This window comes from Staphylococcus equorum (assembly GCF_001747895.1).
Classification (GTDB): domain Bacteria; phylum Bacillota; class Bacilli; order Staphylococcales; family Staphylococcaceae; genus Staphylococcus; species Staphylococcus equorum_A.
The window spans coordinates 12,267-26,581 of the sequence record NZ_LNNB01000012.1; the positions used below are offsets into that span (position 1 = coordinate 12,267).

At 31.1% G+C, this 14,315-nt stretch carries 16 protein-coding genes; 13 read left to right on the plus strand and 3 right to left on the minus strand.

The window, feature by feature from the left end:
* Positions 1-635: 635 nt before the first annotated feature.
* Genes AST02_RS06450 through ychF form a run of 3 tightly spaced genes read left to right on the plus strand, consistent with a single transcriptional unit; the run spans position 636 to position 2,854 of the window.
* Positions 636-1,520, plus strand: coding sequence for a mechanosensitive ion channel family protein (locus AST02_RS06450; protein ID WP_069816634.1), 885 nt, complete (start codon positions 636-638; stop codon positions 1,518-1,520).
* Between the two features lie 21 nt (positions 1,521-1,541).
* Positions 1,542-1,757, plus strand: a complete 216-nt coding sequence (locus tag AST02_RS06455; protein ID WP_002506091.1) for a DUF951 domain-containing protein — start codon at positions 1,542-1,544, stop codon at positions 1,755-1,757.
* Complete coding sequence (gene ychF / locus AST02_RS06460; protein ID WP_069816636.1) at positions 1,757-2,854, plus strand: redox-regulated ATPase YchF; 1,098 nt, start codon at positions 1,757-1,759, stop codon at positions 2,852-2,854. The genes AST02_RS06455 and ychF overlap by 1 nt, the downstream gene beginning before the upstream one ends.
* A gap of 1,015 nt (positions 2,855-3,869) precedes the next feature.
* Here ychF and AST02_RS06465 read toward each other — a convergent pair.
* On the minus strand, positions 3,870-4,664 hold the full coding sequence (locus AST02_RS06465) for a GH25 family lysozyme (RefSeq protein WP_069816638.1): 795 nt from the start codon (positions 4,662-4,664) through the stop codon (positions 3,870-3,872).
* A 404-nt stretch (positions 4,665-5,068) separates the two neighbouring features.
* On the opposite strand from AST02_RS06465, the gene rpsF reads away from it, so the two are divergent.
* The 3 genes from rpsF to rpsR are packed head-to-tail and all read left to right on the plus strand — an operon-like array spanning position 5,069 to position 6,227.
* Complete coding sequence (gene rpsF, locus AST02_RS06470) at positions 5,069-5,374, plus strand: 30S ribosomal protein S6 (RefSeq protein WP_002511967.1); 306 nt, start codon at positions 5,069-5,071, stop codon at positions 5,372-5,374.
* Between the two features lie 19 nt (positions 5,375-5,393).
* Complete coding sequence (gene ssb / locus AST02_RS06475) at positions 5,394-5,933, plus strand: single-stranded DNA-binding protein (protein WP_069816640.1); 540 nt, start codon at positions 5,394-5,396, stop codon at positions 5,931-5,933.
* 51 nt (positions 5,934-5,984) lie between these two features.
* Positions 5,985-6,227 carry a 30S ribosomal protein S18 gene (gene rpsR, locus AST02_RS06480; RefSeq protein ID WP_002506086.1) on the plus strand — a complete coding sequence of 81 codons (243 nt, stop codon included), beginning with the start codon at positions 5,985-5,987 and terminating at the stop codon, positions 6,225-6,227.
* 79 nt (positions 6,228-6,306) lie between these two features.
* Here the strand turns inward: rpsR and AST02_RS06485 are convergent, their stop codons facing one another.
* On the minus strand, positions 6,307-7,368 hold the full coding sequence (locus tag AST02_RS06485; protein WP_069816642.1) for a type I restriction endonuclease: 1,062 nt from the start codon (positions 7,366-7,368) through the stop codon (positions 6,307-6,309).
* 444 nt (positions 7,369-7,812) lie between these two features.
* Between AST02_RS06485 and AST02_RS06490 the strand changes: the two genes are divergently transcribed.
* Together AST02_RS06490 and AST02_RS06495 are read left to right on the plus strand one after the other, a co-directional pair.
* A complete protein-coding gene (locus tag AST02_RS06490) occupies positions 7,813-8,001 on the plus strand; it encodes a hypothetical protein (protein ID WP_065337215.1) in 189 nt (62 codons plus the stop codon).
* A 217-nt stretch (positions 8,002-8,218) separates the two neighbouring features.
* Entirely contained in the window at positions 8,219-9,520 is a 1,302-nt protein-coding gene (locus AST02_RS06495) for a peptidoglycan recognition protein family protein (RefSeq protein ID WP_069816643.1), read from the plus strand.
* 75 nt (positions 9,521-9,595) lie between these two features.
* Here AST02_RS06495 and AST02_RS06500 read toward each other — a convergent pair whose 3' ends face one another.
* Positions 9,596-10,201 (minus strand): hypothetical protein, encoded by a 606-nt coding sequence (locus AST02_RS06500; RefSeq protein ID WP_069816644.1) that lies wholly within the window; start codon positions 10,199-10,201, stop codon positions 9,596-9,598.
* Between the two features lie 313 nt (positions 10,202-10,514).
* Between AST02_RS06500 and AST02_RS06505 the strand changes: the two genes are divergently transcribed.
* The 5 genes from AST02_RS06505 to AST02_RS06525 all read left to right on the plus strand — a co-directional run bounded on the left by AST02_RS06505 (position 10,515) and on the right by AST02_RS06525 (position 14,298).
* Positions 10,515-10,754, plus strand: a complete 240-nt coding sequence (locus tag AST02_RS06505) for a hypothetical protein (protein ID WP_069816645.1) — start codon at positions 10,515-10,517, stop codon at positions 10,752-10,754.
* Positions 10,755-10,965: 211 nt separating this feature from the next.
* A complete protein-coding gene (locus tag AST02_RS06510) occupies positions 10,966-11,280 on the plus strand; it encodes a PTS sugar transporter subunit IIB (protein WP_065337227.1) in 315 nt (104 codons plus the stop codon).
* Between the two features lie 9 nt (positions 11,281-11,289).
* On the plus strand, positions 11,290-12,585 hold the full coding sequence (gene celB, locus AST02_RS06515) for a PTS cellobiose transporter subunit IIC (RefSeq protein WP_069816646.1): 1,296 nt from the start codon (positions 11,290-11,292) through the stop codon (positions 12,583-12,585).
* A gap of 6 nt (positions 12,586-12,591) precedes the next feature.
* Positions 12,592-12,906: a PTS lactose/cellobiose transporter subunit IIA gene (locus AST02_RS06520; protein ID WP_069816647.1), complete on the plus strand. Its 315-nt coding sequence runs from the start codon at positions 12,592-12,594 to the stop codon at positions 12,904-12,906.
* Between the two features lie 12 nt (positions 12,907-12,918).
* A complete protein-coding gene (locus tag AST02_RS06525; RefSeq protein WP_069816648.1) occupies positions 12,919-14,298 on the plus strand; it encodes a glycoside hydrolase family 1 protein in 1,380 nt (459 codons plus the stop codon).
* The last annotated feature ends 17 nt before the right edge of the window (positions 14,299-14,315 follow it).

Sequence of the window (14,315 nt, forward strand, 5' to 3'; positions counted from 1 at the left end):
TTATTGTAATTTTATATAAATTTAGTTGTATTTTAAATATTATAAAAAGATGTTGATTAATTTTTAATATGTTTAAATAGCACTACATACATTTGAGAGGTAGTGAATATGACTTGTTTAAAAATTTATACAAAAAACTTAAAAAACACTTGAATTTTGTGAGTATTTGGTAGTATAATTTTAAATTGGGTGTTAAAGAATCATAATTTTTAATTATGGTTCTTTTTCTTTTGCCATTTTTTAAGTTATTTAGGCTATCTTACGCCTAAGAATAAGATTAAAGGTATACATAAAAGTTAAATTAATAATAAAATTTCAATCTATGCAGCACTAGTCTATTTGTAGAAATATTCCGTGAATCTAGTAATGATTGATATAAAGCTTCATTAAACGCCTCATTTTAAATCTTAATTACAGAATAAGGTTTAAAACTATCCTTCTAGATACATTTTTAATAAACTATATAAGTCTATAATTATTTTAATGAGAGAAAATAGTTATGTATTTGTAAAGATATACTCAGATAGTTCTTAATTATAAAATAGCTTATGAAATTAAAGCTGAAGTTGGATTTATTTCATAGAAAAATTGCTTATAATGGAATGGTATAGAGTATGAGTAAGGAGGAAGTGTAGTTGGATCAAATTAAAAGCATCCTTTATTCGTTAATTGAACCGTTAACGAAGGCAGAGACATATCAAACGTTGATATCGAATGTTATTATGATTTTTGTTTATATCATTGTGGCTTGGATTGTCCTACGTTTCATAAATAAAGCGATAGCACAATTCTTTAAAATACAAAATAGAGGTAAAAAAGCGAATAAAAAACGTTCGAAAACTTTAATAGCATTAGTTCAAAACGTAGTAGCATATGTGGTATGGTTTATAGTATTGACTACAATTTTAAGTAAGTTTGGTATAAGCGTTGGAGGCATTATTGCCAGTGCTGGTGTTGTTGGTTTAGCAGTTGGTTTCGGCGCACAAACAATTGTTAAAGATATTATTACGGGTTTCTTCATTATTTTTGAAAATCAATTTGATGTAGGAGATTATGTTAAAATCAATAGTAGTGGTACTACCGTTGCAGAAGGTACAGTACAGTCCATTGGTTTACGTTCGATGCGAATTAATACGATTACAGGTGAGTTAACAACATTACCTAATGGTAGTGTGGGTGAAATTACCAACTATTCAGTAACGAATGGTGAGTCAATGGTAGAAATACCAGTTTCCGTAGAAGAAGATATAGATAAAGTAGAAGAGATATTAGTCGAACATTTTGAAACAATGCGTTCTAAATATTACTTATTTATATCAAATCCAGAAGTGATTGGTATTAATTCCATTACAAGAGATGAAATTACATTGTGGATTTCTGCTGAAACGATACCTGGAGAAGGATTTTCAGGTGCACGTATTTTAAGAAAAGAGATTTTAAAAGTATTTAAACAGCATGAGATTCAAATACCGAAACCTATGATGGTGCAATACGATGCGAATCAACAAAATAATGCATAAGATGTTCGGAGGTGTGACAGAATGACATCAAATTACGGTTTAAATGATATTGTAGAGATGAAAAAACAACATGCATGTGGCACGAATTGTTTTAAAATCATTCGTGTAGGTGCAGACATCCGAATAAAATGTGAAAACTGTCAAAGAAGTATTATGATCCCAAGACAAACTTTTAATAAAAAACTAAAAAAAATATTAGTGTCTCATCAAGATACTGAAAATAAGGAGAATGAATAATGGCTTTAACAGCAGGTATAGTTGGTTTGCCCAACGTAGGTAAGTCTACACTTTTCAATGCAATCACAAAAGCAGGTGCACTGGCAGCGAATTATCCTTTCGCGACAATCGATCCTAACGTAGGTATCGTAGAAGTACCAGACAGCAGATTAGATAAATTAACAGAAATGGTACAACCAAAGAAAACAATTCCAACAACATTTGAATTCACAGATATCGCTGGAATCGTTAAAGGGGCTTCTAAAGGTGAAGGACTTGGTAATAAATTCTTATCACATATTCGAGAAGTAGATGCAATTTGCCAAGTGGTACGTGCATTTGACGACGATAATGTGACACACGTTTCAGGACGCGTAGACCCAGTTGATGATATCGAAGTAATTAATATGGAATTAGTATTGGCAGATTTAGAATCTGTTGAAAAACGTTTGCCAAAAGCAGAAAAAATGGCGAAACAAAAAGATAAAGATGCAGTGAATGAAGCACGCATTTTAGCAAGAATTAAGGAAGCATTAGAAGAAGGAAATCCTGTTCGTAGCCTTGAATTTAATGACGACGATCAAAAATTTGTGAATCAAGCACAGTTATTAACTTCTAAAGAAATGTTATATATTGCAAACGTGGGCGAAGATGAAATTGGCGATGAAGATAATGAAAAAGTTAAATTAATTCGTGAGTATGCGAGCAAAGAAGATTCAGAAGTTATCGTAATTAGCGCTAAGATCGAAGAAGAAATTGCAACGCTTGAAGATGAAGATAGAGAAATGTTCTTAGAAGACTTAGGTATTGAAGAGCCTGGTTTAGATCGTTTAATTCGTACAACATACGACTTACTTGGTTTAGCAACTTACTTTACTGCAGGTGTTCAAGAAGTACGTGCATGGACGTTCATCTCTGGTATGACAGCGCCACAGTGTGCGGGTATTATTCATACAGACTTTGAGCGTGGTTTTATCCGTGCCGAAGTAACAAGCTACGATGATTACGTTGAATTCAATGGTGAAAATGGTGCCAAAGATGCTGGGAAACAGCGTTTAGAAGGTAAAGAATATATTATGAAAGATGGCGACGTCGTACACTTTAGATTTAACGTGTAAGATAAGCACGGAGCCTTCTCATTACAGAATAGTGATGAGAAGGCTTTTTTATTTTAGCTAAAACTACAATGTGTATTTATGTGGAATTTTACACAATTGTATAAATGTAAAATAAAGAACGGGGCGATGGACTATTTAGTAAATATAAATGCAATCAATTCAGTTGTGCATTAAATAATTATGTTATGTAAAACTAAAGTTAACTTTTAGTAAAAATATTATTTTCCTCCACAAAATGATTTTATTGAAAATTATTTTATGTTAGTCTGTATTTAGACACTTCAAGGGGGTGCATCATATGTTAGCAGATCTAGTAGAACAAATTCTTGGATTAATCCTTGATCAAGTTGAATAGTAAAAATACAGTGAGTAGGTTTATGTGATGGGAGGGGCTCGATTATGATAGAAAATATTGTCGAACTAATTTTTAAAGCATTACTTAAATAATACGAGGTATTTTGTGTAACATTTATATTTTAAGTGTCACTTAAATTAAACAGTTAGAATAACAACATTCGATGTTTAGAATTAGGAGGCGTTACTATGTTAGGCGAATTATTACAAACAGTATTAGACTTAGTATCAAGCATCTTACCAGTATAAAATTACCTAGAAGTACCCTAATTAAAGATTATGATTCTTTAACACCCAATCAAAATACATTTATATTTAACGACTTATAACGTTGAATATAAATATATAAGAGGCCGGACAACCAATCGTGTTGTTTGGCCTTTTTTCTTACCATAAAATTATGGCATACGATGTTAACATTTTAAAAAAGACAATCCCTGTAATAGAGATTGTCCTTGAGTGCCAACAAATTCTTTGCCTTTGTTGGCATTTATTTGTGCATTATTTCCACGGGCACAGCCTCAACCTGTAATCTTCGGCTAGTGTTTTATTAACGAGTCAGGAGTCGCGGCCCAAACCGTTGTCGTTATTTAAATGACCCTCATATAATCAACTTAAACAGTTACGATATATGAGCTGTATATTTTGAAAGTATATGAATTTAAGATGTAAACCATGATGTATCGACACCTGGACCAGTATAGTTTGCATCGACATTTTGGTCTAATTCTGGTGATGCGTAACTATCAGTATATTGCCATAAAACGTGTTCACTAGCGGGTTGATCAGGATTGTAATTGGCAATCCAATAACCATCATATTCACCGACAGATTCTGAAGCATGTTCCTTCATGAAATTTTCATATGAATAGAATAATACTTTCTTGTTGCCAGCTAAACTTTTCATTTCATCATACCATGCAGATGTACTTTCTTCTGTAGTACCCGAAGTGACTGTATCTTGTTCAAAGTCATTGATGTAAAAGCTAGCTTTAGGTGCACGGTTGTATAACGTTTGCGCTTCGTAGCGTGCATCTTCAGGATTTTCATACATACTATAAGAATATACGCCAAAGTCCAAATCGTGTTTGTCTAATAAAGCTGAATTGTGTTCTAATGATGCATCCACTTTTTCAGAACCATATTGAGCACGAATAATGATGAAGTCGTAATTAGCTTTAAGGTCTATAACTTCTTGTTCTGTTAAGTCACCTTGCCATTCTGAAATATCTAGAACACGTTCGCCAGATTGTGTTGTGCTTGCTTCAGACTGTACCTCATTTGAACTTTGTTTGGATGATTTTTCAGGGTGTTTTTCAATGTATTGTTGATAGCCATACCCCATCGTTCCTTTTTGGTTTGATGTATCTCCAGCGGCGTGTGCTGCGTTCATTGCTAACGTTGATGCAAATAATACACTTGCAGTGACTAAACCTTTTTTGATTACTGAAACCATAATATGCTCCTTTGTATGTAATTAATATTTTGAAAATGCTAGGTGCTAAATAAGGTTATAATTATAAAAAACGAACTCAGATTGTATGCTATTAGAATTAAAAAGATTTAGCAACCATATATTTTATGGAATCAATTTTTTATTAAGATTAATTTTATTTAGAATTTAAAAAATGAAAGTCAGCATAAAGCGTTTTGCAAGAAACTTTTGAAAGGCATTTTATTGTGACTGTACAGCATGTTTCATATGAAACATTTTGATAAATTTTAGATTATAGCAGTGTAATAACCATTGTAAAATGTAATGCGCTGTGCTATAATTCTTGATTGTGAGTAATGAAAATTATTCCTTGCTTATCACATATGATGATGAGCCGCATAGACCACAAGGAGGTGCAATTATAAATGAGAACATATGAAGTTATGTACATCGTTCGTCCGAACATTGAAGAAGATGCTAAAAAAGCTGTTGTTGAACGTTTCAACGGTATTTTATCTTCTAACGGATCAGAGGCTTTAGAAGTTAAAGATTGGGGTAAACGTCGTTTAGCTTATGAAATTAATGATTTCAGTGAAGGTTATTACAACTTAGTACGTATCCAAGCTGAAGACAATGAAGCTACTGATGAATTCCAACGTTTAGCTAAAATCAACGATGATATCATCCGTTATATCGTAATTCGTGCAGACGAAGATAAGACTAAAAAATAATAATTGGGGGTTCGTTTAAATGATAAATAGAGTTGTTTTAGTCGGTCGTTTAACGAAAGATCCAGAATATAGAACAACACCCTCAGGCGTGAGTGTTGCGACTTTTACTCTAGCAGTAAACCGTACGTTTACAAATGCGCAAGGGGAACGCGAAGCAGATTTCATTAACTGTGTTGTTTTTAGAAAACAAGCAGATAATGTGAATAACTACTTATTCAAAGGTAGTTTAGCTGGCGTTGACGGTCGCATTCAATCACGTAGCTACGAAAACCAAGAAGGACGTCGTATTTTTGTAACTGAAGTGGTTTGTGATAGTGTTCAATTCCTTGAACCTAAAAATCAAAATCAACGTCATGCCCAAGAAGGAAATAACAATTTCCAAAACTTTGGCGGACAACAATCAGGTCAAAATACGTCATCTTATCAAAACAATAACCAAAACCAAAACAACAATAATAATAATAACAACAATTCATCAAACAACAATAACCAATCGGATAATCCATTTGCAAATGCAAACGGACCAATTGATATTAGTGATGATGACTTACCATTCTAATTATATAGCGTATATAAATAAGAAAATATCATAAAAAGGGAGGCAGTTACCATGGCAGGTGGACCAAGAAGAGGCGGACGTCGTCGTAAAAAAGTTTGTTATTTCACAGCAAACGGAATTACACACATCGACTATAAAGACACAGACTTATTAAAACGTTTTATCTCAGAACGCGGTAAAATTTTACCACGTCGTGTAACAGGTACTTCAGCTAAATATCAACGTATGTTGACATTAGCTATTAAACGTTCTCGTCATATGGCATTATTACCATATGTTAAAGAAGAACAATAATAGATATTGTATCTGAAAACCCCGTAAGCTTAGGCTTACGGGGTTATTTTTGTGGTTTTATATTGAATTTTAAGTAATTCTATAAGAATTTTTCAACAACTTTTACAATGGATTCTTTGTACTTTAGAATATCTAAAGGTTTATCAAATTTTATAATTGTTTTATCATCATCATTTAAAACAAATTCTGATTTAGTGTTAGTTATATAAATTCTCATAATCCATTTTCTTATATTATTATCTAACAGTATATTGAAGTAACTTCTATTATCTCTAAAAAAAATACGCTCAGCGTCTGTAATTTCTGAAGCAATTACTTTAGTCATTGAATATGATTCGAGCTCTTCTTGTGTTGTTATAATATCATCTTTTTTAATAGGTTTGATTTCTTCTTCTTCGTTTTCTTCAATTGTAATTTTATTAGAAGAACTAGAATTTAATGCTGCATTTAAGCGATCAGTTACTTTTTCATTGATAAATATATTCAAAGTATTTTTTACAGTTGGAGTAAACTTATCAATAATTGTTTTTGTTTTAACACCTTCATACACTTCAGTTAATAAATATTTAACAAAATCCTCTTTAGGTTCTTCTAATTGTTTTTCGAAAAATGATTTAATTAAATTCATATATTTAAGCTCATAAGCAGAACTTGAGATATTATCAATATCAAAATTTTCCTTCTTAAATTTAAATAGTTCTTTAATACTATTTTCTTTCAATTTTTCAATATTTACTACTAAAAAAGGCTTGGTATCCATTTTATTTGGGATTTCTAAATCAGTGTAAAACCTATATTCAATCCCATTTGTTAAAATTCCGAATTTAGAAGTACTAGTACCGAAATATCTGAATAACTGCGAATCATGGTTATTCAATTTTTCATTAATAGATTTGCATTCTATTAATATAGAGGGAGAGTCATCAGTTATAATTGCATAATCAACTTTTTCGCCTTTTTTAATACCGACATCAGCTATAAATTCAGGTGTGAATTCCATTGGATTAAAAACATCATAACCTAGTAACTGAAAAAAGGGTAAAATTAAAGCGTTCTTAGTAGCTTCTTCAGTTTTAATATTATCTTTTAAATTAGAAACTCTTTTTTGAAGATCTTCTATCTTTTGAGTGAACTCTTTCATTTAACCATCTCCTAAAAAATTGTGAGCTACCTAAATATAGGTTTGTAAACTCCTTATTTTATACAATAGAACAAAAATACACTTGATAGAAATATGATACTTATAAGTTAATTATACACTCAAATCAATTTTATAGGAATGATTATTAATTAACTTTATATGTTGCTTGTATTCTAAAATAGAAATAATTGTTTTGAGAAGGTAAAAGAAAAGGCATACTTTATAAAAATATTATTACATATGCTAGATGAACGATTGATATTTGTTTCTAATCGTCGAAAAAGGGGTAATTGAATAAAAAGAATATAAATTAATCTTTGTTTTTTGTAACTGTGAAATATAAATCGTAACATATCTAATCGGGAAGGCTTTGTACATGAAAAGCCTAAATAAAAGAAGATTTAAAGCAACAAACTTAATTATTTCAAGTTTGGAGTGATGATAATGGAAGTATTAGCGTTGGTATTTCATTTATTGTGTTTAGTCATTGTATTAATTACAGGATTTTTCGCATTAAAAGAATTTAGAAAACCTATGAATGAACGTAACCAAAAACGAATTGATTCACTTTTAGTATTGGTACTTGTAGTCGCATTGGTTGCTATTTTATCTAGTGTGGTTATGGATATTTGAATATGAGCTACTGCCTTTTGAGGTAGTAGCTTTTTTGTGCAAAAATCAAAATAATGATTATGCTTATATAAAAATATTTAAAATAATAGCATAAAATAAAACTATGTTTTGTAAATAATCTTATAATATTATAAGATGAGACAATAAGGTGTTGTGCAAGGAATGGATGTTTATATAGTGTCGTGTTTTTAAAAATTTGAAATGGGAGATGTTTTTTATGAAGTACAGGATTAGTTTGTCATTAGTATTAGCAACGAGTTTATTGTTAAGTAGTACAGTTGCAACCGCACAAGAAGATAATGCTAATAAGAATACAGAAGAAACTAAAAATGAAAATACAAGTAAGGCAATAGATTTTGAAAAAGCACAAAAAATGAGTCCACAGGCTTTGAAAGATCAGTTAACACCAGGGGATTTGAAGCTACATGATAAAGTTGCAGAACATAATTCAGTAGAAATGAGTACATTTGCAAATAGAGCGTACCAAGACGTTAATACATACATAGACAATAACAACATACAACCTGCAGAAATAGTGCAAGATTCTCGTATGAATAATTTACCAAAATATAATTATAAATCAGGGAAATTCATCGGTGTCGTTATTCACGAAACTGCAAACCCTAATAGTACAATCGATGGTGAAGTAAATTACATGTATAATAACTACAATAATGCCTTTGTTCACGCATACGCAGGTAGTGACAAAATTATACAAACGGCACCAAGCGACTATTTAGCATGGGGCGCCGGAGCGAATGCTAACCCATATTTTTATCAAATAGAATTAACAAGATCTAACACGTTTGATGGTTTTGCTAAATCTGTGAACAACCAAGCTTATTTAACTGCTAAAATGCTAAAACAAAACGGACTACAACCTTCACTTGCAGATAACAATCAAGGAACTGGAACAATTATTAGTCATAATGCAGTTAGTCAATATTGGGGTGGGACAAACCATACTGATCCTGTAGGTTATTTTAACCAATGGGGCTATAACATGAATCAATTTTATAGTTTAGTTCAGAAACACTATAAAGAATTAGGTGGCGAAGATGACGATGCCATTACAGGTTCTACTTATAAAGTAGTTAAAGGCGATACATTGTATAGTATATCTAAGAGAAGTGGCGTAACAATTGATAATATTAAAAAATGGAATGACTTAAACGATAATACATTATCCATCGGTCAAACATTGAAATTGACGGACCCTGATAGTAACGATGACAGTATTTCAGGTGATACACATAAAGTAGTCGAAGGTGACACTCTATATAATATTTCTAAAAGAAGCAAAGTGAGTATTGAAGATCTCAAAAAATGGAATAATCTTGAAACGAATAATATCAGTAAAGGGCAAACACTCTACTTAGTTAAAACATATACTGTTGAAAAAGGTGATACATTGTATAGTATCGCTAAGAAACAAGATACAACAGTAAGTAAAATCAAATCTGATAATAATCTAGACTCAAATAGCATTAAAACAGGACAAATTTTAAAAATAAAATAGGCATGTAACGTTCATGCGAACATATACATTTAAATAAAACGCTCTATAGTAACAAATACTATAGAGCGTTTTTATTTATTTTTCATTAATTATGCCATCTTTATCTCTATCTTTTGATGGGTCATAACCCGGCATATCAGATGTTATTTCTCCAGGCTTAGCTACATCGATGTCTGAAGAACTAGAGTTGTTGTTACTTTCAGTTACCTCGGTTGAAGGTGACGTGGTATTTGATTTTGAATTAGTTTCATCATTTTGAGAGGCACTGTTTATTTCATTACTTTGACCACTATTGTTAGATGACTGGTTTTGGTCTGTATTATAATTAGAGTTATCAGTGTTTGTAGATTCATCTTGATTATATTCTGAAGTTGTATCTTCTGTATCGTTTGTTTCTTCATAAGTAGTTTGTTCTTGATTAGAATTGTTTTGATTTGAAGTATCATCAGTTTCATTTGAAGTGTTCACGTCATTGTTTTTAGGTTTTTTATCTTTCTCAGTATCATTATTCTTAGACTTTTCATTCTTTGTAGAACTTTTTGGTTCGTCATTTTTCTTGTTTTCGTTATTATCATTTGAATCAAATAGTGCACTACATCCACTAATGAGTAGTATCAATAGAATGATGAGTCCTAAGCACCCTAGGCAACCAAAACAACCGTTTTTCTTTTTCTTTTCCATTACAGTCTCCTCTAATTTAAAGTTTGCAATACTTATTAAAAATATTTTCGTTAATTTATATTTTTATAGCTACTAACATCATATATAATTAATTAACTCTATTGTACTACACCTTTATTGTTTGAGTAACCTCTTTTTTGATTTAAAGTACAACTATCTAAATGTTGTAGACTGCAGAAATGCTAAAATGACAGTTATATGAGGTTCTATGTATACAAAGTGTGCCTATAGTTATTATAAAGAATAATCTCTTAGTTACTCTTTGTTTTAGAAGCAGTCAAATGTTTTTAATAATTAAAGAAGGAGTGGTCACATGATAGCTAAAAATATTAAGTATCCTTATGTTAAATTATTGTTTGATGTAGTTGGTATATTATCTTTTATTACCTTGGTATTTGTATTTGGGATTAATTTTTACATAGAAAGTGATCCTAACGGAAATTTTAATGCGGGAATCACAATAAGCGGGAGCAACGCTATCGTATGTGGTATCTTATTTTGGGTGACAATTATCAGTGCTTTAGCATCCTTTCTTTTGAAAAAAATAAAATAATGAAAAACTTAAATTTTTAAACGCCTTACTATCATAGATAGTAAGGCGTTTTTTATAATACTTTTATTCTTTAAAGTTAGATAAATAGCGAGATAATATTATCTTCATACTCCGATTAAACTCATTTTCCTATAGTAAAGGAAAAAATGTCCATTAATGTGTAAGCGCATACATAGTATAGTTTGATAAACAAACAGAAGGGATGATTTATATGAAGAATATTTTATTATCATGTTCCGCAGGGATGTCTACAAGTTTATTAGTTACCAAGATGAAAGAGGCAGCAGAAAGTGCTGATATTGAAGTTAACATTGAAGCAGTATCAAGTGATAATGCTTTTTCAAAATTAGATAACTATGACGTGTTATTAATTGGTCCGCAAATGAGATTCATGAAGCGAAAATTTGAAAAATACGCTAAAGAAAACGATATCGAAATTCCTATTGATATTATTGATACTGTTGCATATGGGCGTATTGATGGTGATGGCGTATTAAAGCAATCACTAAATTTAATAGGAAAGTAGTGAAACCATATGGAAAATAAATTTATGGAAAAACTGGAAGATATATTATTGCCAATTGCAGATAACTTGAATAACAATAAGTATCTTTCGAGTTTAAGAGATGGATTTATGGTTGCTTTACCTTTAATTATTTTTGGTTCGATTTTTATTGTAATAGCCAATTTTCCATTTTTAGACAAAATATTATCTGAATCACAATTTTCGGCTTGGCAAGCTATGGTTGGACCAGCTTCAGAGTCCACGCTCTCGATAATGGGGCTATATGTAATTATAGGTATTGGTTATAAGCTGACAGAGAAAAATGGATTTGAAGGTATTTATGGTGCTGTAACAGCATTAAGTAGTGTTTTGATTTTAACACCTCAAGTTTTTGAAAAAACGGAAGGCGTCATACCGGTTGAGATTTTAGGAGCAAAAGGTATGTTCTTAGGTATTTTTGTATCTATTATTTCGTGTGAAATTTACAGTTATCTATGTCGGAAAGAGATAACAATTAAAATGCCTAATGGTGTACCAACTCAAGTGGCAAAATCATTTAGTGCTTTAATTCCTATTTCGGTAACACTTTCGGTGATATTAATTGTTAGAATATTAATTTCTTTTACGCCTTTCGATACATTACAAAACTTTATTTATACGATCTTGCAACAACCATTAACAGAATTAGGTAGTGGATTGACGGCTACAATTATTGCAGTACTTCTAATACAAATATTTTGGTTTTTCGGATTACATGGCCAAATTATTGTAAATACAGTATTTGACCCAATTTGGTATTCTTTGAATAACGAAAATTTAGAGGCATTTAAAGCAAATCAAGAGTTGCCTAATATTATTACCAAACAATTTATAGATACGTTCTTAGTAGGCATGGGCGGTACTGGTGGCACAATGGTAGTCATTATATTGATATTTATTGTTTCCAGAAGTCAGCAAAACAAAGAAATTGGAAAGTTAGGCGCCCCAGCTTCTATTTTCAATGTAAACGAACCGATATTATTTGGATTACCAGTAATAATGAATCCAATTATACTTGTACCATGGATTATTGCTCCAGTAGTAGTAACGATAATAACTTATTTTTCTATGGGATTAGGATTGGTACCTAAGCCTTCTGGGGTCATTGTTCCTTGGACAACTCCTATTTTTATAAGTGGATATTTAGCTACAGGAAATGCTTGGCAAGGTGCAGTATTACAGCTATTTAATTTAATTGTTACGTTCTTAATTTGGTTACCATTCTTCAAAGTATTGGACAATGGCTATTTTAGAAAAGAACAAGAAAAATCAAAGGGTGAGGAGTAATATATCATGGATAATACAGAAATAGCATTCCAAATTATCTTGCTAGCTGGCAATGGTAGATCAAGTGCAATGGAAGCAATTCAATATGTGAAAGAAAATGATTTCGAGACTGCTAAGGAAAAAATGAAAGAAGCAGAACAAGAAATAAATAAGGCACATAATTTTCAAACAAGTTTATTGCAAGAAGAAGCACGAGGCAAAGATTACCAATTAAATTTAATACTTATACATTCACAAGATCATTTGATGAATGCACTAACGATAAAAGATATGGCAAATGAAATCATCGATATTTATCAAGAAATTAAAGCAAACAGATAGGAGAGAACTTTTATGAAAATTACTTTTCCAAAAGACTTTTGGTGGGGCAGTGCGGCAAGTGCGACACAAACTGAAGGAACGCAATCTATGACTGAACAATCTATATGGGATTATTGGTATGAACAAGAACCGAATCGATTTTATGATAATGTTGGACCAGATGTCACGTCGAATTTTTATAACACATATAAAGAGGATATTAAACTGATGAAAGAAACAGGGCACAATTCGTTTCGTTTATCCATTTCTTGGACTAGGATGATAAATCAAGATACGGGAAATACAAACGAAAATGCAGTTGAATTTTATAATAATGTCATTGATGAATTAATAGCTAATGACATTGAACCTTTTGTTAATTTATATCACTTTGATATGCCTATGAAACAACAAAACAAGGGCGGTTTTGAATCAAGAGAAGTCGTCGAAAATTATGTTGATTATGCACAAAAATGCTTTGATTTGTATGGGGATAGAGTAAAAAAATGGTTTACGTTTAACGAGCCAATTGTGCCTGTTGAAGGAGGTTATTTATATAATTTCCATTACCCTGATATAAATGATGCTAAAAGAGGTTTTCAATATGCTTTTAATACAATATTAGCAAATGCTAAAACAATTAAGTTATTTAAAGAACAGAACTATGATGGGGAAATAGGAATAGTCTTAAATTTAACCCCTTCTTACCCAAGAAGTGAAAATAAGGAAGATAAAAAAGCTGCATTAATAGCAGATTTATTCTTTAATAAGAGTTTTCTAGATCCTGCTACAAAAGGTACTTTTCCAGAGGAATTAGTAGAAATGATCAAAGCACAGGATTTACTGCCTTTTTATAAGAGTGAAGACTTGGAAATCATAAAACATAATACAGTAGATTTATTAGGTGTAAATTATTATTTACCTAGACGTGTTAAAGCTAAAGAAAGTATGCCTAACCCTAATTCACCCTTCACTCCAGAATTTTATTTTGATAATTATGAAATGCCAGGCAGAAAAATGAACCCTTATAGAGGTTGGGAAATTTATCCCGAAGGTATCTATGATATCATGAAAAACTTACAAAATAACTATGGCAATATTACTTCATTTATTTCTGAAAATGGAATGGGCGTGGAAAATGAAGCAAGGTTTATAGAAAACAATCAAATACAAGATGATTATAGAATTGAATTTTTGAAAGATCATTTGTATTGGCTTAATAAAGCGATTAAAGAAGGTGCAAATTGTAAAGGTTACCATATGTGGACATTTATGGATAATTGGTCTTGGATGAATGCCTATAAAAATAGATATGGATTTATTTCTGTAGACATTAATACACAAGCACGTACAATTAAAAAGAGTGGGTATTGGTTTAAAAAATTATCAGAGGAAAACATGTTTGAATTATAATATATAATCAATACTAA